We start from the raw sequence: 22,207 nt of genomic DNA on the forward strand, positions 1-22,207 counted from the left end.
GTTCCGGAACCGCACGCCAAGGCATGGTCTTCAATCCCGAAAACAAAATCGGCCGGTCTAAGGACCGGCCGTATTAACTTGCGACTTCCGGCTTTCACTGCAAGCCGGATTGTCTTCGAAAATCAGCGGTTGGCCTTGCGGCGCTGACCGAGACCCATTTCCTTGGCGAGCCGCGAGCGGGCTTCGGCATAGGCGGGCGCAACCATCGGATAATCGACCTGCAGGTCCCATTTTTCGCGGTATTCTTCCGGCGTCATGCTGTGATGCGTCGTGAGATGGCGCTTGAGCGACTTGAAGGAGCCGCCGCATTCCAAACAGACGATGTGATCGTCCTGAACCGACTTGCGGACAGAGACGGCCGGCTTCTGCTTTTCAACATTGACCGCTACCGATGCCGGCGCGGACGTTCCGCTGAGCGCCGTGTGAACATCCGAAATAAGGCCGGGAAGCTCCGTTACCGGGACGACGTGGTTGCTAACATAGGCAGCCACAATATCCGCCGTCAGTTCGACCAGCAGATCCTGGGCGTTACCGTATGCAGTTTCCGTCATTTAAGTATCTCCTGTTAGTGATCCCCTGACGCGGGCGAACGCCGCATCGAGCGATGTGAAGTTACCGGTGCCCCCACCTTCGCCCTGTTGAAACCAACGTGAAATCTACCCCTAGATTTCAAGCGAAAACCGGAAACGTATTGGTCCGAGATTCAACTTATGACCAGCGACATGGGCAGCAATGGTCCTGAGACCCGTAGATTAGACATTAATAAAATGCCTATGCCGACTATGAAGAGGCTAGATGCAAATCGCGATTAGCAACTTTACACTTAATTTGGATAACAGCAAAACAGCAAAAGTCAAATTCCTGCTGTGAATTTTTTAGTTCAAAACAGTCTAATCGGAATACAAAAAATTACGGGTAATAAAATACTATGCCTAGTAGTAATTGAAAACGCGCACCCCCTATTATTAGGGGGTAATTCAACTTCAAATTTTCTTGAGGTCATCAACTACCGATTTAACGGAAAGCGGATAACCTGCCTTGTGCGCAGCCATTGCAAGAAGATGCGCGGAAACCGGCGCCGTCAGAACGAAAAAGAAGAAACCGGCGAGCGCCCGAGCCAGCGTCGATATATCCATAGAGTGGATGCCCACCGCCAGAAGCAGCAGGCCGGAGCCGACCGTCCCCGCCTTGGATGCGGCATGCATGCGGGTGTAAACATCAGGCAGGCGATTGAGCCCGATTGCGGCGATCAGTGAAAAGGCGGCACCCGAGATCATCAGCGCCGCAACCAGGATAGCAACGATCCAACCCATTACCGCCTTCCCTTTTCTTTTCCGCTATTCACCCGAATTTTCGAGGGGTTCTGAGCGAATTCAGACCGGCGTGCGCCATCCAGAACCCCTTTCGGGCCGCGCCCGCCATCCGGTCCGCGCGACAGCACGAAGCGCGCGAACGCCACCGTGGCCAGAAAACCGACGAGCCCAAGGGCAATGGCAATGTCGACATAGAGATTGAAGCCGGTGCGGATGGCAATGACCGCAATGAAGCCGATGGCGATGCCGACCAGCATGTCCAGCGCGACGATACGGTCCGGCAAGGTGGGACCAACGACAACGCGGTAGACTGTCAGCAAAAAGGCCACCGAGAGAACAACCAGCGCAAGTATATTTGCAAATGAAACTATCTGTTCCGGATTCATTGCTGAAACGCCTCCATGATCTTCTTTTCGAAGCCGTTCTTAATGTCGTTTTTTGCGGTTTCGATATCGCTGCAATCGATTGCGTGCACGTAGAGCACCTTTCTGTCAGGGGAAACATCGACGGAAAGCGTGCCGGGCGTGAGCGTGATGAGATTGGCGAGCAGCGTGATTTCGAAATCCGTGGTTACGGTCAGCGGATAGGCAAAAATGCCGGGTTGAACGTCCAGTTTCGGGCGTGTCACCATCACGGCAACCTTCCAGGCGGAAAGCGCAAGCTCCTTGAAGAACAACAGCACCAGCGACAACACGCGGCCAAGACGCAGCCAGTGATTGCGCCCGCCGGGAAGCTGGTGGCGGATAAGCCAGAGCGCCAGCGTGGAGACGATGAGGGCGAAGATGACGTTTGCCAGCGTCAGGCTGCCCGTTACCGCAAGCCATACCGCCACGAACAGCAATTGCACGACATAGAGGCTCATGGCTTGCCTCCTTCTGGAAAGACCGAATGGATATAGGCTTGCGGGTTCCCGAGCCCGGCTGCGGCATCCTGGCTGAGATCAAGCAGGCTTTCGGGAAACAGGCCGAAGAACACGACCAGCAGCGTCAGCGCGACCAGCGGAGCGACGGAGGGCGCCGCGGCGGGCAAGGCGGGTTGTGGCAATGGCTTTGCCGCCGGACGCCAGAAACATAGAAGGAAGACCCGTCCGAAGGCGATGGTGGCGATGAAACCGGAGAGGAGAATGGCGGCGGCCAGCCACCATGCGCCGATATCGATCGCCGATTTGACCAGGACCGCCTTCGGCCAGAAGCCGGAAAAGGGCGGCAGGCCGGAACCGGCGAAAAACAGCGCGAGCGCAAGCGCCGAAAACCACGGAGCCTGCCGGTAAAGGCCGCCAAGCACGGTGAGGCTGAAACCGCCGCCGAGACGAGCGGCGTGGCCTGCGGCAAGGTAGAGCGCCGTCATCAGCACCATGGAATGCAGCGCGTAGAAGATCGCGCCCGAGACGCCTGACGGCGTGCCGATGGCGATGCCCGCCATCATGTAGCCGATGCCGGATATGACGATATAGCCGAGCATCCGGCGAATATCGTTCTGGGCGAGCGCACCCATGGCGCCGAGCACCATTGTCAGCGCGGCGGAAGCGGCGATGACGATGCTGAGTTCCTCCCGCTCGACCGGGAACAGCATGACCATGACGCGCAGCAGCGAATAGATGCCGACCTTGGTTAGCAGTCCACCGAACAGGGCGGAGACGACGATGCGCGGCGTGTGATAGGAAGCGGGAAGCCAGAAATTCACCGGAAAAGCCGCCGCCTTCATGGCGAAGGCAAGCGTGAAGAGGCTGGCAAGCGTCATCAGCGGCGCGGTTTCGCGCAGTCCGTTTGCCTTCAACGCGATATCGGCCATGTTGAGCGTGCCGAAGATGGCGTAGAGATAACCCACCGTGATCAGGAAAAGCGTCGTGCCGATGAGGTTCAGGACGACATATTTCAACGCGCCGTCGATCTGCTCCCGCGTCGAGCCGAGCACGATGAGGCCGAAGGACGAGATCAGCAGCACTTCGAACCAGACATAGAGGTTGAAGATGTCTCCGGTCAGGAACGCGCCGGTAACGCCGGCCATCAGCAGCATCAGGAAGGGATAGAAGCCGTAACGTCTGCCGCTGGCGTCAATATCGCTGCCGGCGTGAATGGCGCCGGCCAGCGCGACGATGGCGGCCGCGAGTGACAGCAACGCGCCGGTGAGATCGGCCGTGAAGGCGATGCCGAAGGGCGGCAGCCAGCGGCCCATGACCATGGTGAACGGCCCCTGCGTGGCAACCTTCCATAAGAGCGCGGCATCGAGAACCACGAGGAGGGCCAGCGCGGCGATGGCGACCAACGCATGGTAGCGAATGGCGTGGCGCATCATCATCAGCACCGCGCCCACGCCGATGCACAGCGCGATCGGAAGAATGATCAGCCAGTCCGGCAGCGGCACGGGCGCCATGACGAGCGCGGCGGAAAGATCGGTAACTGCGGAAGTAGGGGATGAAGCCATGTCGTTTCAGCCTCGCCGCTCAATAACCGAGCGGCGGCAGGGGCTCGCCTGCCGGTTCTGCGGTGCGCATTTCATCGGTATCGTCGGTCTGCAACTCCTGAAACGCGCGCCATGTCAGGACCAGCAGGAAACAGAAGAATGAAAAGGAAATCACGATCGCCGTCAGGATGAGCGCCTGCGGCAGCGGATTGGCAGCCCCTGCGGGCAACGCGTCCATGCCCGCCGGAATGATCGGCGGCACCTCCCGGGTGAGCCGCCCCGCCGTGAAGAGCAGCAGGTTGACCGCATTGCCGAGAATGGCGATGCCCAGCAGCACGCGGATGCTGTGACGTGACAGCATGAGGTAGATCGCGACCGAGAAGAAGACGCCGACGAGAATCGAGAAGATCGCTTCCATCAGTCGCTTTCCCTTTCTTCCAGCGCCAGCGCAATGGATGTGATGGCACCGACCACGACCAGATAGACACCGATATCGAAGGACATGACGGTGGAGAGCGCCAGTTCGACGCCGAAGAGGTTCGGGTAGACCCAAAGCCCGGTCATGAAGGGCACGCCGGCGACAATGGAAACGAGGCCGGAGAGCATCGAAAGCAGGAGCCCTGCCCCGGCAATCGCCAGCGGGTGAAAGAAGATTGCGCGCCGCACCGCCGCCACGCCATAGGCGATGCCGTAGATCGCCAGCGCCGAGACCGCGATCAGGCCGCCGATGAAGCCGCCGCCCGGCTCGTTATGGCCGCGCAGCAGGACGAAGATGGAAAACAGCACCATCAGGCTGGTGACGACGGGCGCCACAGTGCGCAGAATGAGCGTGTTCATGCCCGCGCTCCCTTCTTTTTGAACCTTTTCGCCGGCTCCTTGACCGCGGCAGGGCGGATACGGATCAGCGCCAGGATGGCAAGGCCCGTTATCATCACGACAGCGATTTCTCCCAGCGTATCCGTGCCGCGGAAATCGACGATGATGACGTTGACGACGTTCGCTCCATGGGCGATGACCTTGGAATAGCTGTTGTAGAAATCGGTCAGGCGATTGTCGAAGCTCACCTGCGTCGCGCGCATCAGGTAAAGCGCAAAGCCAGTCCCGCAGGCAATTGCAATGCTGCTGTCCAAGAGCTTCTGGCCAAGGCCGCGATGGTCGGATGGCGACAGGCGCAACCGCGTCATCACCAGCGTCAATATGACGACGGACAGCGTTTCCACCATGAACTGCGTGAAGGACAGGTCCGGGGCGCCGAACAGCAGGAAGATGACTGCCACCGCGAAGCCCTGGATGCCGAGCGCGATGATCGCCGTCAGGCGGCTCGAGGCCGTCAGCACAGCGATGAGCCCCGCCACGGCAATGGCGATGAAGGTCAGTTCATGGATCGGCGCATCCCGCGGCCATGACGGCATGGACGGCAATTCGCCATAGAGGAACAGCGGCACGAGCAGCACGGCGGCGATGACAGCGAAAGTGGCGGTAACGTAAAATTCGAGACGGCCCGGCTGGATCAGCCGGGTGATGTGGAACGACATTTTCACCAGCATTTCGATGAAGACGTCAAAGCCTCGGTCCGGCCCTGCCCCCAGCGCCCTGAAGGTGCGATCGATGAGGCCACGGACAGCGGAAAGCTGCGTATAAAGGACGATGCCGAGTGCGATGGTGAGCAGCGACAGGCCGAGCGGCACGCCGATATGCGGAATGAGCGAGATTTCCACCGGTCGCGCCTCACCGGCAATGGCGCTTGCCATGGGTGTCGAGATGTAGAAATGCGCGATGCCGGAGAACAGAGCGATGGTGAGCCCCTTCAGCGCCAGAAGCGCCGGGCCGAGCCAGAGCAGCAGCGGGCCTTCATGTGCATGTTTCGGGGTCTTTACCGGCTTGCCGAGAAAGGGTTTCAGCGCCACTGCAAAGGCGACGGCAAACATCAGCCCGTTGCCGAGAATGGCAATGCCGGTGAACAGCACGGCACGCGGATTGCCATGCGCGAGCGCATAATAAATCTCTTCCTTGGCAAGAAAACCAAAGAAGGGCGGCAGGCCGGCCATGGAAATCGCGGCCGCCAGCGCCGCCGCAAAGGTGACGGGCATGGCTCTTCGCAGGCCGCCAAGCTTCGTCACGTCGCGTGTGCCGGTCTCATGGTCGATGATACCGGCGACCATGAACAGTGCGCCCTTGAACAGGGAATGCGCCACCAGATAGAGCACCGCCGCCTCGATGGCATGGTCGGAGCCGAAACCCGTCAGCATGACCAGCAGGCCGAGCGACGACACCGTGGTATAGGCGAGCATCAGCTTGAGATCGGTCTGGCGTATGGCAAGCAGCGCGCCGGTGAGCATGGTCAGCCCGCCGAAGAAGGGCAGCAGTATCTGCCAGGCGGCGGTATCGCCCAGAACCGGATTAAGCCGCATCAGCAGATAGACGCCGGCCTTCACCATGGTCGCGGAGTGCAGATAGGCCGAAACGGGGGTAGGCGCCTCCATGGCGTTGGGCAGCCAGAAATGAAAGGGAAACTGCGCCGATTTGGTGAAGGCACCGCCGAGCACCAGCAGCAGCGCGGCCAGATAAAACGGGCTGTCACGCAGGATATCGCCGCTGCGCACCAGCATCGACAGCTGCGTCATCCCGCTCATGTCCCAGATGAAGATCAGCCCGGCAAGCAGCAGCAGTCCGCCGCCGCCGGTCACCACCAGTGCCTGCAATGCGGCGCGGCGCGAGGCGGCACGTTCATGGTCGAAACCGATCAGCAGGAAGGAGGTGATGGAGGTCAGCTCCCAGTAGACGAACAGCATCAGCAGACTGTCCGAGACGACGACGCCCAGCATCGCGCCCATGAACAGCAGCAGGAAAGACAGGAATCGGCCCTGCTGCGGATGCCCCTTCATGTAGCCGCCGGCATAAAGCACGATCAGCAGGCCGATGCCGGTGATCAGCAGCGCAAAGGTGAGCGACAGGCCGTCGATGAACCAGGAAAAGCTGAGATTGAAACTTGGGACCCACGCATAACCGCCCGTCACCACGCCGCCAGCCGCCACCTGCGGCAACATCAGTGCGAAATGGACAAAGGAAAGCGCCGGCGCAATCGCCAGTATCCAGGCGGCATTGTGCCCGAATCTCTTCACCAGCGCCGGTGCGGCGAGCGCCGCGAGAAACGGCAGAAATAGCGACAGAAATGTCATCGGCGTGACATCGGACGTCATTCATATCTCCCGGGGTGTCCCCCACCCCTGCGCGCCATGGCTGGCGTTCTTGTTTCAAATCGGATTTTTCAGTTAAGGCATAGGCAATGCCTTCTCAACCCAAATCGACACCCCGTCCCGTTTCATAACGGAGTCGTTATGGGATATGTCCTCTTTCAATCCGCCATGGCGATGATTATCTGAGGCATGAACAGAAAGGATCATTCCATGAGCGATCTGACATCCCCAAAAGTGAAGAAGACCGATGCCGAATGGCGTGAGCAGCTGACGCCGGAGCAATATCGCATCCTGCGCGAGCACGGCACCGAGCGCGCCTTTACCGGGCCGTATTGGGACACATTCCAAAAAGGCCTCTACCGCTGTGCGGCGTGCGACGAGCCGCTGTTCCTCTCCGACACGAAATTCGACGCCGGCTGCGGCTGGCCAAGCTATTTCGAACCGGTGAAGCCCGGCGCAGTGACGGAACATCGCGACGCCAGCCATGGCATGGTGCGCACTGAAATCCGCTGCGCCAATTGCGGCGGTCATCTCGGCCACGTCTTCCCCGATGGCCCGCCGCCCACCGGTCTGCGTTATTGCATCAACGGCCATTCGATGGTGTTCGAGCCGGTCTGAGCCATACCGCGTATTTCTTCTCCCCGGCGGGGAGAAGGTGGCCCGAAGGGTCGGATGAGGGGGCTACGTTAGCGATATTCGGAGAGCTTGCCCCTCATCCCGCTGCCGCGGACTTCTCCCCCTCGGGGAGAAGAGACTCGTGACACTCGACCGGTCAAAAGATGGCTTAAGCTTCTTGGCTTAAGCTTCTTGGCTTAACCTAATTTCAGTTCCATACACGTCAGATCCAGCCAGCGCCCGAACTTGGTGCCGACTTCCGAGAACCGGCCCGCGACCGTGAAACCGAGGCTTTCATGCAGGCGGATGGAAGCGGTGTTTTCCGACTCGATGGCGGCGATCAGTACGTGCACGTCGTTGCCGGCGGCATGATCGATGAGCGCCTGCATCAGTTTCTTGCCGATGCCGTGGCCGCGGGCGTCCTTATGCACATAGACGGAATGTTCGCGGGTATGGCGATAACCGTCAAAAGCGCGCCAGTCACCATAGGAAGCGTAGCCCGCGACCTCGCCGTCCAGAACCGCGACGATGACGGGAAAGCCGCGCGACTTGCGGGCGGCGAACCAGTCCTTGCGATTGTCGAGATCGACCACCACCTCGTTCCAGATCGCCGTCGTGTTCACGACAGCGTCATTGTATATCTCCATGATGCCGGAGAGGTCATCAACGGTCGCGTCGCGAAGTTCCACGGTCATTTTCTTAGCTCCGCCTGGTTTGCGAATACGCGGCTTTGCCGCGCCTGCGCCGAGCCTTAAGCGATGAGACGGAGACATGTCCAGCGCCGCGCTCTCACGATCTTCACGAAGCCAGGGGAACGAGGCTGAAGGCGGTGACCACGGCAAAATAGTGAACCGCAGCGGCTGCGACCACAAAACCGTGCCAGATCGCATTCTGGAAGCGCAGCTTTTCCCAGACATGGAAGATGACGCCGAGCGAATATATGACGCCGCCGGCGACGATCAGCCAGAGCGTGACCGGCGCGAGATGCGACGACAGCGGCTCGACCACCATGACGCCGCTCCAGCCCATGGCGAGATAAAGGCCGATGGCGACCCGGTCGTAACGGCCGGGAAACAGGCATTTGAGAAGGATGCCGCAGATCGCAGCGAGCCAGATCAGCCCCAGCATGACCGCGATCATGGGATCGTGGATACCCCGCATCAGAAACGGCGTATAGGTGGCTGCGATGAGAATGAAGATCGCCGAGTGATCCAGCCGGCGCAGGAACCATTTCACGTTCGAGTGCGGCCAGATATTATAGGTGAAGGAGACGGATAGGCACACGACGAGACCGAGGCCGTAAATCCACGCCGCTGCAATGGCGCTGAGCGTACCCCATACCATCGCGTAGAAAATCAGCGCCGTGGCGCCGATAAGCGCCAGCACGATACCGACCCCGTGGACGATGCCATCGGCGACAATCTCGTGAAAATCATACTGGCGTCCGAACCGCCACAAATCGCTCATAGTCCAATCCTGTCTGCGTGCTTTCACCAAAGCATGAAGACAATATTAGACAGGAACAAGACAGCAGCCGGTTAATGGCGATCAAATTGCGTTCGGTGCTGTTGCGAAAGGAGAGGTCCTGGGTTGCCCTGCGGCCAGACCAATTGCCTGTGGAGCGAGCGGCATACACTTGTTTCTTCTCCCCGCCGGGGAGAAGTCCGCGGCAGCGGGATGAGGCGGCAGGGTAGATGTGTTCGGAGAGCTTGCCCCCTCGTCCGGCCCTTCGGGCCACCTTCTTCCCAGCGGGGGGAAGAGACCCAGCCACGCTTTCCCTGCCCTCACAACGCCGCAGCACATTCCTGACAGAACGGCGTATAGGGAACAGCCTTCAACCGATCCTCCGAAATCTCGCTTCCGCATTTGACGCAGGTGCCGAAAGTGCCCTTGGCGATACGCTCGAGGGCGGCGTCGATAGCGCGCAACTCATCCTGCCCCACCTGCCCCAGCTCGTCCAGCACCTCGTCATTGCTGCGTTCGGTGGCCCTGTCATCGTCATCAGGATTGCGCGGCTCTTCGAAGTCGGCCTCGATCTTATGCAGGCGGCGATAAAGCTCGCGCTGCCGGTCACGCAGGATTTTCTCGTAACTTTCGGTATTCATGGACTTTTCCTCCAGCCGATCTTCTTGTTTTGTCGCATTTCCGGATGGAAAACCGGATTCCACTTTTCCTGGAAATGCTTGGAGGGGCGGGAAACCCGCCCGCAACCCAAAAACGTCAAACCTTAGCGATCCACCAGCACCGAGCATTTGGCGTGGCGCACCACGCGGTCGGCGGTGGCGCCGATGAAATAGTTGCTGAAGTCAGGCGTGTGCGACGCGATGATGATGAGATCAGCCTTGTGTTCCTCTGCCGCAGCGATGATTTCCCGCGCCGGCGCGCCACTTCTGATTTCATGGCTGCCGTTGAAACCGACCCTGGCCTTGAGGTCCGAGAGTTTTGCCTTGGCGTCCTTGATCGCGTTTTCGATGAGGTCGACAGGAAGGTCGATCGCCATATAGCCCGGCAGTTCCTCGACAACGTTGATGAGAACGATCTCGCCGTCGGGGTCCAGCAGTGCCTTGGCCTTTTCGAGAATCTTTTCTCCCTTGTCAGTGGCGCTGAGGTCTACCGGTACGATGATCTTCTTGTACATGGCTGTCTCCTTTGACGTGATCCGCCGTTGTGTCGGGCTCAAGCTCATATTTGCCGGCCGGCGCGGCCTTCACCTTGATCGAAGTCAAAGCCGAAGCCATGCCGGAACAGGGCATTGTCAACGAATAGTGGACAGTCAATCGCCAGCTGGTGATCTTTGCTGAACGACGAAACCAGCCCATATTCGTCTTCGACAAACGCCGCAAAGCGGCGAAGCCGATCTCGTCGGCAACCGGCCCACCCCTTGGCGCGTCGGAATCAATATGGAGATGATGATGAGTGAAATCAAACAATTCGCCCTGACGCGGCCGGCCTATGTCGGCCAGGCCCATCTCGTCGTTCACGATCTGCCGCGCGTTTCGGATTTCTATCAAAAGATCATCGGTCTTTCCGTTCTTGAAAAGAACCCGAGCGGTGAGGTGCTTGGCGTCGGAGGCCAGCCGCTGCTCACACTTTCCACCTCCAGCACGGCGGAACGCGCGCCGCGCAATGCCGCAGGCCTGTTCCACACCGCATTCCTGATGCCGAGCCGCGATGACCTCGCGCACTGGCTGGCACATGCCGCTCAGAACAATGTTCAGCTTCAGGGTGCGTCTGACCATCTGGTCAGCGAGGCCATCTATCTCGCAGATCCGGAAGGCAACGGCATAGAGGTCTATCGCGACCGGTCGCCGGAAGAATGGACCTACCAGCCGGATGGCACGGTGGAGATGGCGACAATCGGCCTCAATCTTCAGGCGCTTTACGACAGCGCCCCGAAGGCGGCCTTCACCGGCGCAGCGGAGGGAACCGCCATCGGCCACATTCACCTGCAGGTCGGCAATATTCCGCAGGCGGATGAGTTTTATCAGGATGTGCTGGGGCTTAAGATCATGGCGCGGTATCCCGGAGCAAGCTTCTTCGGATCGGGCGCGTATCACCACCACGTGGCCGCCAATATCTGGAACAGCCGTGGCGCCGTGGCCCGCAGGGAGAACATGACGGGGCTTTCCGGTTACTCGCTGAAATTCAACGAGCCGGCCGCGCTCGAGACGGCTCTCGCCGCACTCGACCGGCTGGAAATCTCCACCGAAAGGCAAAGTGACGGCATCTTTTTGAAGGATCCGTGGGGCATAGGGCTAAAGCTTTCCGCATAAACGCTGAACGGGGCGGCAGAAATTTCAGCCGCCCCGGAACCGCCGGATTTGTCGGACGTTAACCTCGTTATTGGGGGATAGTCCGATGAATGAGAATGCCAAGCCGGATCTTTCCGGCACTGCGGCCTTGCCAGTAGACAAGGCCGATCCGCTTGCGACACCCGCCTCTGTTTCACAGCGGGATGACGCGCGCAGTCAGCAACCGCTGGGGCGGGAGGCGCTTGACGTTTTCGTTGCCTGGTCGGTCATCGGCATTTTCCTGATCATGTCCATGGCGGTGATCCACGAATTATCGATGATTCTGATGCCCGTCGTCATGGCTGTCGTTGTTGGCATGATCCTGGGCATCTCCGCCGAAAAACTGGCCTCCTACGGCATTCCGGGTGCCGGTGTCGCCATCATCCTGTCCACACTCGTCGCTGCGGTCATTTTTTTCGTGGTCAATTCCCTGATTGACCCGGTCTCACAGCTGGCATCGGAAGGCCCTGCCCTGATCGAGCGCAGCATTGACCGCTTCCTTCCTTACCTCGAAAATCTGCGGTGGCTGAATATTTCCGCGGCCACGTTCAGCATGGGCTCCATGTCGATGGAATCGCTGCTGTCGCGTAGCGGCGAAATCATTTCCCTGCTTGGCGCGAATGTGACGCCGGCCATCGTTCAGGGACTGATCTTCCTGGCGGCTCTTCTAATGTTTCTCTACAGCCGGCTGCGACTGCGCAAGGCTCTCATCATGGCCTTTCCGGCGCGCCATCAAAGGCTCAGAACCATTCGCATCATCGGCTCGGTGGAGAAGGTGCTGGGCACCTATTTTGCCACGGCAAGCCTCATCTACGCCGCGCTGGGTGTGACGATGATCGTGATCGCCTATCTCGGTGGCCTCGCCATGCCGCTTCTTTGGGGGCTTTTTGCCTTTCTTTCGAGCTTCATTCCGTTTCTCGGCATCACGTTGATGACAATATCGCTGACCGTCGCCGGTATCATCACGCATGACAACATGATCCTCGCGCTGCTGCCGGCGGGAGTGTTCTTCACCATCCACCTCTTGATGGAAAACCTCGCCTTTCCGGCGGTGGTGGGCCGCAACATGGAGATCAACCCCTTCCTCGTCTTTGTGATGATCATCTTCTGGACGTGGATGTGGGGCGCGGCCGGCGCCATGCTGGCCCTGCCGTTGTCGCTGATCGTCATGACGGTGACGCGCGAACTCTTCCCCTCCCGCCGGGTCGTGCCGAACCTGCCGGATTGAACGGCGGATACAGAGGCGGAGGGCGCGACGCGCCTCCGCCAACGGAAAATCTCCTGAAACCCCACAACGAGGCCGCTCAGGAAGCGAGCGGCATCTCGCGCACCTGCCCTTGCGCCATGCGACGCTCATGCTCGATCAGCCATTTCTTGCGCCACAGGCCGCCGCCATAACCGGTCAGACTGCCATCCGCACCGAGCACCCGGTGGCACGGCACGACGATGGCGATCTGGTTGGCACCGTTGGCGCGCGCCACCGCGCGCACGGCGGATGGCCTTTCCATGGCGGTTGCGAGTGCCGAATAGCTGACGATTTCGCCCACCGGGATCTGCCGCAGGCTGCGCCAGACATCGCGCTCGAAGGGCGTGCCCTGGCCGGCAAGGCGGGTTTCGAAGGAGGCTGACTGCCCGGCGAAATAGGCCTTGAGCTCGGCTTCGATCTGACCTGTTACCTCCGTTCGGCCGAGCACCATGTCCGCGCCGGTGCGGCTCTTCAGCCGCTTCAGTTCGGCCGGAAGCGCCGGCCGGTCCGCGAATTCTAGCAGATGCAGGGCATGATCGTCGGCAATGGCGAGCATCGGACCAATCGGCGTATCGATCCAGTCACCCTTCAGGAACCCCCTGCCCTTCATGGCGGCGGGAGAGGAGCCGAAGAACTGGTTGATCGCGGCGCGGAAGCCGCTGCCGGAGTCGTAACCGGCGTCGATCTGCGCGCCGATCACCGCTTCGCCGGAAGCGATGCTTTCCACCGCATCGCCCAAGCGGCGCAATCTGGCGATTTCCAGAAAGCTCATGCCGAAACGGCGCTTGAAGGTGCGGCGCACGGTGGAGGGATCATGGCCAAGCGCCACCACATCCTCCTCACGCCAGCGCCGCGCCGGTTCGTTTTCCAGCGCCGTCAGCAGTTGCGTTACCGTTTCATCGGCCGTGCCATAGGAGAGCATCGGTTTGCAGCGCTTGCAGGGGCGGAACCCCGCCTCCAGGCATTCGGCGATGGTCTCGCGGAACCGGCAGTTTTCGATCTTCGGTTTGCGCGCCGTGCAGGTGAAGCGGCAGAAGATTTTGGTCGAGGTCACGCACACATAGGCCACGCCTTCATAGGCGGGGTCCTTGTTCACAAGGGCGGAATACAGGGTTTCGGTGTCGGGGCGTTTGAACAGCATCATGACGAAGATGCTAGCGCAATTTCGAACGGCACGCCGCCGAAAAACGGGCGTAGATGTGGGGGATTTGTCAGCTCTTTTCTTCCGCGCCGTTTGAAGGAAAAGTCTGCGGCATATTTCTTCTCCCCGGCGGGGAGAAGAAACGGGCGGCAACCTTGGAGATCAATTCCCCGGCGGCGCGAATGACGGGTCGTCCAGCCGCGTGAAAATCACGCCGCGTGCCTTGAGCGCCAACAGGCCCTTCACCACGCCCTCGCCCGCCTCGTGGGTGGGCTGGTTGATGTGGGAGATGATGACATCGCCATTCTTCGCCGCAGCGATATGTTTGGCCGTCGCGGCAGCGCCCAGCAGCGAGCCGCCATCGCCATTGACGGAGTAACCCGCCACGCGCATGCCGAGCCGGTTGATGGTGGCCATGGACGAGCTTGTATATTTGGCCGTCGCACCCCGAAACCATTGCGGCTGGATGCCTGTGGCAGCGACGATGGCCTGACGACCGCCTTCCACTTCCTGCACGACCGAAGCTTCCGATCCCGCAGCAGCGATGCCGTAAATCGAAACGGGCTTGTCCACCGCCGGCACATGGTTTTCGCCGTGGTTTTCGATCTCGAACAGGTCGGGATTTGCCATCAGCACCGCGAGCGCCTCGCTGTTATGCTTCAGCCAGCGGGCGGTCACGAAGATTGTTGCGGGAATACGTTCGCGAACGAGCGTGTCGAGAATGCGGTGGTCGGTCTTGCCCATGCAGGCGTCGAGCGTCATCGCCACCCGCACCTTGCCATCATGCTGCGGCGACATTTTCAGCGACGGCTCGACAAGGCCGTTCGCCGCAAAGGCGGTCGCGGCGGCAGAGGCAAACAGGGCAGCGAGGAGGAGACGACGTATCATTTCTGGTTCCGCAATTTCATGCAGTCATGGTGTGTGGCAATCCGCCCGCAAAGCGCCCGAATTATGGCGCGGTTTCCAGCGCGGAGAGCGCCTCCAGCGCCTCTTCCACCCGCTGGCGTTCCGCACTCGTAAGCGGCAGGATCGGTCGGGGCGGTTCGCTGACCGTCAGCGACAGGATATTGGCGGCGGCATACACAACCCGGATGCTGCCGAATTCCCTGAACAGCGCCCAGAGCGGCTGGAAGACCGCATCGAGCCTTTTTGCCTCCTCCGCATTGCCGGTCTGTGCCGCCCGCATCAATTGCAGCGCCGGAACCGGCAGCAGGCCGGCGATGACGCTGTACCAGGTGTCACCGCCGGCGAGTGTGGCCTCGGCGCAGCCCCAGTCACCGCTATAGCCGATGGCGAAATCGTCCGACAGTTTGGGCCTGAGCCGCGCAAGCTCGCCGGCATAATCGGAATCAGCGGGCAGCGGCATCTTGATGGCGCGGATATTGGGAATATAGGCGAGCCGCACCAGAAGTTCGTCGCTGAAGGTGAAGCGGGTGGTCGTCGGGTTATTATAGATGGCGAGCGGCAGGGCCGTCGCACCCGCCACGGCGGCGAAATGGTGATAGGCCTCTTCCTGCGTCAGCGGCGTGTAGGAGACCGGCGCGAGCAGCAGCGCATCGGCACCGGCCGCTTCCGCATCCCTTGCCAGCGCCACGGCTTCATCGGTGCGCAAGGCGCCGACGCCGGCCATCAGTGTGCGCCTGCCGTTGAGGATGGCGGCGGCCGCTTCGATGGCGCGGCGTCTCTCCTCGCGGGTGAGATACATATAGATGCCGGTGCTGCCGAGAATGCCGACCGAATCAACTGCCGCGACATCCAGCCGCTCGATCAGGGCGGAGAAGGCTTCAACATCGACCCGCCCTGCCTCATCTGCCGGCGTTATCGGAAAAGCAGAAAGTCCCTTGAATCGTCTCGCCATGTCTGTGCCCCTCACTTCGATCAGATGTCAGGGTTACAGAGCCGGTTGCGACGGGGCAACAAAGCGGCGGCTAAACGCCGGTTCGAAACCGAAAAATTCCGTGATCAGTCATAAAGATACAACTTCTTCCACTGCTCCTCGGGAATTTTGTCGCCCACACGGTAGTCGAAGGACTGGATGCTGAGACTATCGCTCTTCAGCTGACACTTGTATCTGAGCTTGTACCATTCGCCCGAACTTCTGAAGACCGCGCCCGGCGCCTTGATGGAGTTTTTTCCCACTTCCGGATCACCGAACGTATAGGCGATCACCTTGTCCGGCTTCATGCCCTTCTGCTCGGTTGCTATCCGCTCCATCGCCTCAATGTCGCAACGCTGCTCCAGACGCTCCTCGGGAGCAAGCGCGTTCAACTGCCGCATGACGCTGGCATCAATCGCAAAAGCGGGGGTAAGGGTCTGCAAGCCAAGGAAAAAGGCAGAAAGGGCAGCGGGAAGAAGCTTTCGCATGGGGTCCTGTCAGTTTTTTCGTTTGTTCTTGACGATGGATTGCGTGCCATCGGGCGGCAAGCATCATCGCTGATTTGCCGGATATTGCCAAAATGTGATCGAAAGCTGACGAAATTGTGCCCGAACGCCATTCCGCCTGTGGAGATTTGAAACTTGATCGGCCGCAAGCCCCGCTCTACATCTTGGTGCCGCTCAAGAATTTTTACAGGAAAGCGAGTTTCCATTGCCGATTTTCAAGAACCTGCCCGCCGCCCCGACCGCCGAAAAACGGCCCGTTCAGGATACGCATCACGGCATTACCCGCACCGACGATTACGCATGGTTCCGGGCCGATAACTGGCAGGCCATGTTCAAGGACACCTCCATTCTCGACCCGGCGATCCGCGCCCATCTGGAGGCGGAAAACGCCTATATGGAAGCGGCCATGGGCGACACCAAGGCGCTTCAGGAGAAGCTTTTCGAGGAGATGAAGGGCCGCATCAAGCAGGACGATTCCTCCGTGCCGGTCAATGACGGGCCTTATGCCTATGGCACGCTTTTCGTGACCGGCGGCGAGCAGCCGCATTATTTCCGCACCCCGCGCGGCGGCGGTGAGAAACAGGTGCTTTTGAACGGCGACAAAGAAGCCGAGGGCAAGGATTATTTCCGTCTTGCCGGTCTCGACCAGTCTTCCGATCACACACACGGCATCTGGGGTTATGACGACAAGGGCTCGGAATATTTCACCCTGCGCATCCGTAACCTCGAAACCGGCGAGGACCTTGCCGATATCGTCGAAAACACCGGCGGCGGCGGCGCATGGGCGCCCGATGGCAAGAGCTTCTTCTATACGCTGCAGGACGAGAACCACCGCCCTTCCAAGGTCTTCCACCATATTATCGGTGAGCCGCAATCGGCCGACCGGCTGGTCTATGAGGAGAAGGATCCCGGTTTCTTCATGGGTGTCGGTGCGTCCGTTCTCGATGATTTCATCTTCATCGACATTCACGATCATGAGACCAGCGAATATCGCATTCTCTCCACGAAAGACCTGACCGCGGAACCGGCTATCGTGGCGGAACGCGAAGAGGGCATCGAATATTCGATGTGCGAAGGCGGCGATGTCTTCTTCATCCTCACCAATGACGGCGATGCCAAGGATTTCCGCATTGTGGAAGCCCCGGTCACGGCGCCCGGCAAGGAAAACTGGAAAGAGGTGGTGCCGCATGAGCCGGGCCGGCTGATCCTCTCCGTCGATGCCTATGCCCGCCATCTGATATGGCTGGAGCGCCGTGACGGCCTGCCGCGCATCGTCATCCGCGACCGCCGCACCGGCGAGGAACATTCCATCGCCTTTGCCGAAGAGGCCTATTCGCTGGGCCTGCATGGCGCGGCGGAATATGACACCGACGTCATCCGTTTCTCCTATTCCTCGATGACGACGCCGAGCCAGCTGTTTGATTACGACATGGTGACGCGCGAACGCACGCTTCTGAAGACGCAGGAAGTGCCCTCGGGCCACAATCCTGATGATTACATCACCCGCCGCATCATGGCCCCTGCGCATGATGGTGAGCTGGTGCCGGTCTCTCTGCTTTACCGCAAGGACGTGGCGCTCGACGGTTCCGCCCCCTGCCTGCTTTATGGCTACGGCGCTTACGGCATCACCATTCCCGCTTCCTTCTCCACCACGACGCTGTCTCTGGCGGACCGTGGTTTCATCTATGCCATCGCCCATATTCGCGGCGGCAAGGACAAGGGTTTCGAGTGGTACGAAACCGGCAAGATGGAGCACAAGCAGAACACGTTCAGAGACTTCATTGCCGCTGCCGATCATCTGGTGCAGGAAGGTTTCACGTCTTACGAGCGCATCATCGCCGAGGGTGGTTCTGCCGGCGGCATGTTGATGGGCGCCGTCGCCAATATGGCGCCGGAGAAGTTTGCCGGCATCATCGCCGCCGTTCCCTTCGTGGACGTGCTGACAACGATGCTGGACGACACGCTGCCGCTGACGCCGCCGGAATGGCCGGAATGGGGCAATCCGCTGGAAGCGGCAGAGGAATATGGCTGGATCGCCGCCTACAGCCCCTATGACAATGTCGGTGCGAAGCCTTACCCGCCGATTCTGGCGCTTTCCGGCCTCACCGATCCGCGTGTGACCTATTGGGAGCCGACCAAATGGGTGGCGAAGCTGCGCGAAAAGACCACGGGTGAAGCGCCGATCCTGCTCAAGACCAACATGGCGGCCGGCCATGGTGGCAAGTCGGGCCGCTTCCAGCGGCTGGAGGAAATAGCCTTCGAATACGCCTTCGCGCTGAAGGTAGCCGGCAAGGACGCCGTCTGATGCCCGATGCGGGCGGCGTAGGCTGCCGCCCGTATCGTTTCGCACAAAAATACCTCTCGAAAAAAGATTTCAGATTATTTTTTTCACAAATTGCGGCAAAAATTTCTTATTTAAACAAAACTTGAAATTATTGGGAATTTTTATTTCGATCTACTGTATAGTCGATATTTTCTACTGAATAATAAAATACACGCCATGTATTACCCGAACAGGAAAATCGCTCCATAGATCACCTGCATGGCTGCCCTGCGCATTGCCGCGTTGCAATATCACTTTTTGGCCGTATTATGCACGGCGTTGACATATTCATGCGCCTTTTCGCCGCAGTTTCCGCGGCAATCTCGCGGCTTGTTCTGCGGATATTCTCTCGCCGGATTTTCGGCATCTCCACGCGCCATGTCAGTTCGCCCTTGGCAATCCGGGCTTTGCAGTGCTCCCGCTTTGCCAAATGAAAACACTGCATCAGACTTGGAGGTCTCCTCATGAAGAAACTCCTGGCCTCGACCATTCTCGTAACGGGCTTTACCATCGCTGCCGGTGCAGCATCTTCCGCCAATGCCGCAGACAGCTGTGGCAGCATCACCATCGCCGAAATGAACTGGGCATCCGCCGGTGTCGCGGCCTACGTCGACAAGTTCATCATGGAAAACGGCTATGACTGCACGGTCAATGTCGTCAGCGGCGACACCACCCCCACTTTCACCTCCATGAATGAAAAGGGCCAGCCGGATATGGCGCCCGAAATGTGGGTGAACACACTTGGCACCCCCTACGAGGAAGCCGTCAAGAGCGGCAATCTCATTCAGGAAGTCAAAATCCTGAGCGAAGGCGGCGTTGAAGGCTGGTGGATTCCGAAATATCTCGCCGACGAACATCCAGACATCAAGACCGTCGAGGATGCGCTGAAGCATCCTGAACTGTTTCCCGCGCCTGAAGACGCCAGCAAGGGCGCCGTGTTCGGCTGCCCGCCGGGCTGGGGTTGCCAGCCAACCACCGCCAACCTGTTCAAGGCCCGCAAGGCTGATGAGAAGGGCTTTGCATTGATCGATACCGGCTCCGCGGCCGGTCTGGATGGCTCTATTTCCAATGCCTACGAAAAGAAGCAGGGCTGGCTCGGCTATTATTGGGCTCCGACGGCCATTCTCGGCAAATACGATATGGTGAAGCTGGACGATGGCGTTCCGCTTGACCGGGCGGCTTACGACAATTGCATCGCCAAGGCGGACTGCGCCGATCCCAAGCCGAATGCCTATCCGGTGGCGGAGGTCTTCACCGTCGTGACCAAGGATTTCGCCGAAAAGGCGGGCCCTTCCATCGACTACATCCGCAAGCGGCAGTGGGACAACGACACCGTCGCCAAGGTTCTGGCGTGGATGGATGAAAATCAGGGCACCAATGAAGATGGGGCCGAGTATTTCCTCGAGAACCATGAGGAACTCTGGACGAAGTGGGTTTCGCCCGAGGTGGCTGAGAAGATCAAGGCTTCGATGTGACGGGAGGCGGGGTTGGCGCAAGCCGCTTACCCCCCTCTGCCCTGCCGGGCATCTCCCCCTCAAGGGGGGAGATCGACCTGCGGCGGGGGTCTCGCCCATCGCTTACGTTGAGATTTTGGAAAGGGTGCGCCCTGCCGATCTCCCCCTTGAGGGGGAGATGTCCGGCAGGACAGAGGGGGGTGCCCGCACGCACCAACCTCCGCCGCACCATTCCCCAACAACCCAAAGGGAAAACAACAATAATGGCCCTCTGCACCTACCTGCCGGACCTGCTCTGCAAGTTCCCGGCAATCGACAACTCCACCATGCGCGTGGCTCGCAAAACCATCGATGACGGGTTTCGCGATATCGTGCGCAATTACGGCGATGCGATCGACGTCGTCGTTCACCCGCTGCAGCTTTTCCTCAATTCCTCGGAGCGTCTGTTCATCCAGACGCCGTGGATCATTACCATGCTGGTCATTCTCGCCATCGTGCATCTGGCCGGACGCAGCTTCAAGATCACAGGCGGCACCGCCATTTCCCTGCTGATGATCGGCGCGGTCGGCCTCTGGCGCGATGCCATGACGACGCTCTCCATCGTCGCCATCGCTACCCTGATCGCCATCGTCATCGGCCTGCCGCTCGGCATTCTGATGGGTCGTTCCGAACGCCTGCAACGTCTCATCAATCCCGTGCTCGACGTGATGCAGACCCTGCCAAGTTTCGTTTATCTCATCCCCGTGGTGGTGATTTTCGGCATCGGCAAGGTTCCGGGCCTGATCGCAGTGGTGATCTATGCCATTCCACCCGTCATCCGCCTGACCAGCCTCGGCATCCGTTTGGTCGATCGCGAAGTGCTTGAGGCGGCAGACGCCTTCGGCTCCTCTAACGGTCAGAAGCTTTTCAATGTGCAGCTACCACTGGCGTTGCCGACCATTATGACCGGCATCAACCAGACCATCATGATGGCGCTCGCCATGGTCGTCGTCGCCTCCATGGTCGGTGTCGGCGGGCTTGGCAAGAATGTGCTGCAGGCCATCAACAACCAGTTCTTCACGGTGGGCTTCCTGAACGGTTTCGCTCTGGTCGCCATCGCCATCATGTTCGACCGGGCGAGCCAGGCTTTCGGCAAGCGCCTGCAGAAATACCGCGAGGTCTCCCATGGCTAAAAGCATCGAAATCAGGAATCTTTACAAGATCTTCGGCAAGCATCCCGAGAAGTACCTCGAAGCGGTGCGTAAAGGCATGGACAAGGTCGAGCTTAACGACAGGCACAACCACGTTCTCGGCCTCAACAACATCAACATCACCATGCCGGGCGGCAAGATCACCGTCGTCATGGGGCTGTCAGGCTCCGGCAAATCGACACTGATCCGCCACATCAACCGGCTGATCGACCCGACCGCCGGCGAAGTTCTTTATGACGGCGAGGATATCTGCGGCATGAGCGCCTCGGCGCTCAGGCAATTCCGCCGCCACAAGACGGCGATGGTGTTCCAGAAATTCGGCCTTCTGCCGCATCGCACGGTACTCGAAAACAGCGTCTACGGCCTCGATATCCAGGGCGTACCGCGCAAGCAAAGCGAGGAAAAGGGCCGTTACTGGCTGGAGCGTGTCGGCCTTGCCGGTTACGAGGATTATTATCCGAACCAGCTTTCCGGCGGCATGCAGCAGCGCGTCGGCCTTGCCCGGGCGCTTGCCAATGACGCCGATATTCTCCTGATGGACGAGGCCTATTCGGCGCTCGATCCACTGATCCGCGTGGATATGCAGACGATGCTGCTCGATCTGCAACAGGAACTGAAGAAGACCGTTGTATTCATCACCCATGATCTCGACGAGGCTTTGCGGCTGGGCGACCATATAGCCATCCTGAAAGACGGCGAAGTGGTGCAACAGGGCGACGGCCAGAGCATCATCCTCTCGCCGGCCGATGGTTACGTCACCGACTTCGTGCGCGATGTCAATCGTGGCCGCGTGCTGCAGGCAAACACTGTCATGGAGCCGCTGGAGAGCAAGCCCGAGGGCATGCCGGTCCCCGAGACCGCAACGCTCGAAACCATCGCCCGCGACATGTCGGAAGCCAACGAGACGCAGGCCCATGTGGTGGACGAGGACGGCAAGCCGGTCGGCAGCATCGGGCTTGATACGCTGGTGGCTGCGATGGTGACGCCCGCGCCGCAGGAGGTTGAGGCGGAGGTGAAGGCGGAGGAGCCGGAAAAGCTCCAGGAAACGGTTATGTCGGTGGAGAAGGAAACGGCGTAATCCGGCACCGGACGGATTGGCCGCGTCCGCGAGATTTCCTCTTTCCGTCATACCGGCCTTGAGCCGGTATCCAG

The 22,207-nt window shown here is 59.8% G+C and carries 25 protein-coding genes; 8 read left to right on the forward strand and 17 right to left on the reverse strand.

What is annotated here, in order from left to right:
• Positions 1 to 122: 122 nt before the first annotated feature.
• The 8 genes from ros to FHW77_RS15945 form a co-directional block, all read right to left on the reverse strand.
• On the reverse strand, positions 123 to 551 hold the full coding sequence (gene ros, locus FHW77_RS15910) for a MucR family transcriptional regulator Ros (RefSeq protein ID WP_004440665.1): 429 nt from the start codon (positions 549 to 551) through the stop codon (positions 123 to 125).
• A 432-nt stretch (positions 552 to 983) separates the two neighbouring features.
• The gene (gene mnhG / locus FHW77_RS15915; protein WP_004440653.1) at positions 984 to 1,313 is read right to left on the reverse strand and encodes a monovalent cation/H(+) antiporter subunit G; all 330 of its coding nucleotides are present in this window, start codon (positions 1,311 to 1,313) and stop codon (positions 984 to 986) included.
• Positions 1,313 to 1,699, reverse strand: a complete 387-nt coding sequence (locus FHW77_RS15920; RefSeq protein WP_004440650.1) for a cation:proton antiporter — start codon at positions 1,697 to 1,699, stop codon at positions 1,313 to 1,315. Before FHW77_RS15920 ends, mnhG begins: the two co-directional genes overlap by 1 nt.
• Positions 1,696 to 2,175 carry a Na+/H+ antiporter subunit E gene (locus FHW77_RS15925; RefSeq protein WP_004440647.1) on the reverse strand — a complete coding sequence of 160 codons (480 nt, stop codon included), beginning with the start codon at positions 2,173 to 2,175 and terminating at the stop codon, positions 1,696 to 1,698. Before FHW77_RS15925 ends, FHW77_RS15920 begins: the two co-directional genes overlap by 4 nt.
• The gene (locus FHW77_RS15930; RefSeq protein WP_004440644.1) at positions 2,172 to 3,737 is read right to left on the reverse strand and encodes a Na+/H+ antiporter subunit D; all 1,566 of its coding nucleotides are present in this window, start codon (positions 3,735 to 3,737) and stop codon (positions 2,172 to 2,174) included. Before FHW77_RS15930 ends, FHW77_RS15925 begins: the two co-directional genes overlap by 4 nt.
• A 19-nt stretch (positions 3,738 to 3,756) precedes the next feature.
• A complete protein-coding gene (locus tag FHW77_RS15935; RefSeq protein WP_004440640.1) occupies positions 3,757 to 4,134 on the reverse strand; it encodes a Na+/H+ antiporter subunit C in 378 nt (125 codons plus the stop codon).
• The gene (locus FHW77_RS15940; protein WP_004440637.1) at positions 4,134 to 4,553 is read right to left on the reverse strand and encodes a Na(+)/H(+) antiporter subunit B; all 420 of its coding nucleotides are present in this window, start codon (positions 4,551 to 4,553) and stop codon (positions 4,134 to 4,136) included. The genes FHW77_RS15935 and FHW77_RS15940 overlap by 1 nt, the downstream gene beginning before the upstream one ends.
• Positions 4,550 to 6,916, reverse strand: coding sequence for a putative monovalent cation/H+ antiporter subunit A (locus tag FHW77_RS15945; RefSeq protein WP_004440634.1), 2,367 nt, complete (start codon positions 6,914 to 6,916; stop codon positions 4,550 to 4,552). Before FHW77_RS15945 ends, FHW77_RS15940 begins: the two co-directional genes overlap by 4 nt.
• Positions 6,917 to 7,123: 207 nt before the next feature.
• Here FHW77_RS15945 and msrB point away from each other — a divergent pair, with 207 nt between their 5' ends.
• Positions 7,124 to 7,531 (forward strand): peptide-methionine (R)-S-oxide reductase MsrB, encoded by a 408-nt coding sequence (gene msrB / locus FHW77_RS15950; RefSeq protein WP_004440632.1) that lies wholly within the window; start codon positions 7,124 to 7,126, stop codon positions 7,529 to 7,531.
• A gap of 194 nt (positions 7,532 to 7,725) precedes the next feature.
• Here the strand turns inward: msrB and FHW77_RS15955 are convergent, their stop codons facing one another.
• From FHW77_RS15955 to FHW77_RS15975, 5 genes are all read right to left on the reverse strand, one after another.
• The gene (locus FHW77_RS15955) at positions 7,726 to 8,223 is read right to left on the reverse strand and encodes a GNAT family N-acetyltransferase (RefSeq protein WP_004440629.1); all 498 of its coding nucleotides are present in this window, start codon (positions 8,221 to 8,223) and stop codon (positions 7,726 to 7,728) included.
• 103 nt (positions 8,224 to 8,326) lie between these two features.
• Positions 8,327 to 8,995, reverse strand: coding sequence for a PAQR family membrane homeostasis protein TrhA (trhA, locus tag FHW77_RS15960; protein WP_004440627.1), 669 nt, complete (start codon positions 8,993 to 8,995; stop codon positions 8,327 to 8,329).
• Positions 8,996 to 9,312: 317 nt separating this feature from the next.
• Complete coding sequence (locus tag FHW77_RS15965; protein WP_004440625.1) at positions 9,313 to 9,633, reverse strand: TraR/DksA family transcriptional regulator; 321 nt, start codon at positions 9,631 to 9,633, stop codon at positions 9,313 to 9,315.
• Positions 9,634 to 9,755: 122 nt separating this feature from the next.
• Positions 9,756 to 10,166, reverse strand: coding sequence for a universal stress protein (locus FHW77_RS15970; protein WP_004440622.1), 411 nt, complete (start codon positions 10,164 to 10,166; stop codon positions 9,756 to 9,758).
• Positions 10,123 to 10,458 (reverse strand): hypothetical protein, encoded by a 336-nt coding sequence (locus FHW77_RS15975; RefSeq protein WP_234797385.1) that lies wholly within the window; start codon positions 10,456 to 10,458, stop codon positions 10,123 to 10,125. The genes FHW77_RS15970 and FHW77_RS15975 overlap by 44 nt, the downstream gene beginning before the upstream one ends.
• Here FHW77_RS15975 and FHW77_RS15980 point away from each other — a divergent pair.
• Both FHW77_RS15980 and FHW77_RS15985 read left to right on the forward strand, forming a co-directional pair.
• The gene (locus FHW77_RS15980; RefSeq protein ID WP_004440619.1) at positions 10,441 to 11,301 is read left to right on the forward strand and encodes a VOC family protein; all 861 of its coding nucleotides are present in this window, start codon (positions 10,441 to 10,443) and stop codon (positions 11,299 to 11,301) included. The two genes, FHW77_RS15975 and FHW77_RS15980, sit on opposite strands and share 18 nt — an antisense overlap.
• Before the next feature lie 85 nt (positions 11,302 to 11,386).
• The gene (locus tag FHW77_RS15985; protein ID WP_004440617.1) at positions 11,387 to 12,547 is read left to right on the forward strand and encodes an AI-2E family transporter; all 1,161 of its coding nucleotides are present in this window, start codon (positions 11,387 to 11,389) and stop codon (positions 12,545 to 12,547) included.
• Positions 12,548 to 12,623: 76 nt separating this feature from the next.
• Here the strand turns inward: FHW77_RS15985 and FHW77_RS15990 are convergent, their stop codons facing one another.
• The 4 genes from FHW77_RS15990 to FHW77_RS16005 form a co-directional block, all read right to left on the reverse strand.
• A complete protein-coding gene (locus tag FHW77_RS15990; RefSeq protein ID WP_004440613.1) occupies positions 12,624 to 13,709 on the reverse strand; it encodes a bifunctional transcriptional activator/DNA repair enzyme AdaA in 1,086 nt (361 codons plus the stop codon).
• Positions 13,710 to 13,868: 159 nt separating this feature from the next.
• The gene (locus FHW77_RS15995) at positions 13,869 to 14,594 is read right to left on the reverse strand and encodes a polysaccharide deacetylase family protein (protein ID WP_004440610.1); all 726 of its coding nucleotides are present in this window, start codon (positions 14,592 to 14,594) and stop codon (positions 13,869 to 13,871) included.
• Positions 14,595 to 14,655: 61 nt separating this feature from the next.
• Positions 14,656 to 15,564: a dihydrodipicolinate synthase family protein gene (locus FHW77_RS16000; protein WP_034495895.1), complete on the reverse strand. Its 909-nt coding sequence runs from the start codon at positions 15,562 to 15,564 to the stop codon at positions 14,656 to 14,658.
• A gap of 104 nt (positions 15,565 to 15,668) precedes the next feature.
• Positions 15,669 to 16,070: a DUF930 domain-containing protein gene (locus FHW77_RS16005; RefSeq protein ID WP_004440606.1), complete on the reverse strand. Its 402-nt coding sequence runs from the start codon at positions 16,068 to 16,070 to the stop codon at positions 15,669 to 15,671.
• A 223-nt stretch (positions 16,071 to 16,293) separates the two neighbouring features.
• Between FHW77_RS16005 and FHW77_RS16010 the strand changes: the two genes are divergently transcribed.
• The 5 genes from FHW77_RS16010 (at position 16,294) to FHW77_RS16025 (ending at position 22,133) form a co-directional block, all read left to right on the forward strand.
• Entirely contained in the window at positions 16,294 to 18,393 is a 2,100-nt protein-coding gene (locus FHW77_RS16010) for a S9 family peptidase (RefSeq protein ID WP_004440604.1), read from the forward strand.
• Positions 18,393 to 18,518, forward strand: a complete 126-nt coding sequence (locus FHW77_RS26760; protein ID WP_262621354.1) for a hypothetical protein — start codon at positions 18,393 to 18,395, stop codon at positions 18,516 to 18,518. The genes FHW77_RS16010 and FHW77_RS26760 overlap by 1 nt, the downstream gene beginning before the upstream one ends.
• Before the next feature lie 357 nt (positions 18,519 to 18,875).
• Positions 18,876 to 19,886 carry an ABC transporter substrate-binding protein gene (locus FHW77_RS16015; RefSeq protein ID WP_004440603.1) on the forward strand — a complete coding sequence of 337 codons (1,011 nt, stop codon included), beginning with the start codon at positions 18,876 to 18,878 and terminating at the stop codon, positions 19,884 to 19,886.
• A gap of 242 nt (positions 19,887 to 20,128) precedes the next feature.
• Positions 20,129 to 21,037 (forward strand): ABC transporter permease, encoded by a 909-nt coding sequence (locus tag FHW77_RS16020; RefSeq protein WP_004440601.1) that lies wholly within the window; start codon positions 20,129 to 20,131, stop codon positions 21,035 to 21,037.
• On the forward strand, positions 21,030 to 22,133 hold the full coding sequence (locus FHW77_RS16025) for a quaternary amine ABC transporter ATP-binding protein (protein WP_004440598.1): 1,104 nt from the start codon (positions 21,030 to 21,032) through the stop codon (positions 22,131 to 22,133). Before FHW77_RS16020 ends, FHW77_RS16025 begins: the two co-directional genes overlap by 8 nt.
• The last annotated feature ends 74 nt before the right edge of the window (positions 22,134 to 22,207 follow it).

This window comes from Agrobacterium sp. RC10-4-1, from assembly GCF_014138475.1.
Lineage (GTDB): Bacteria > Pseudomonadota > Alphaproteobacteria > Rhizobiales > Rhizobiaceae > Agrobacterium > Agrobacterium pusense.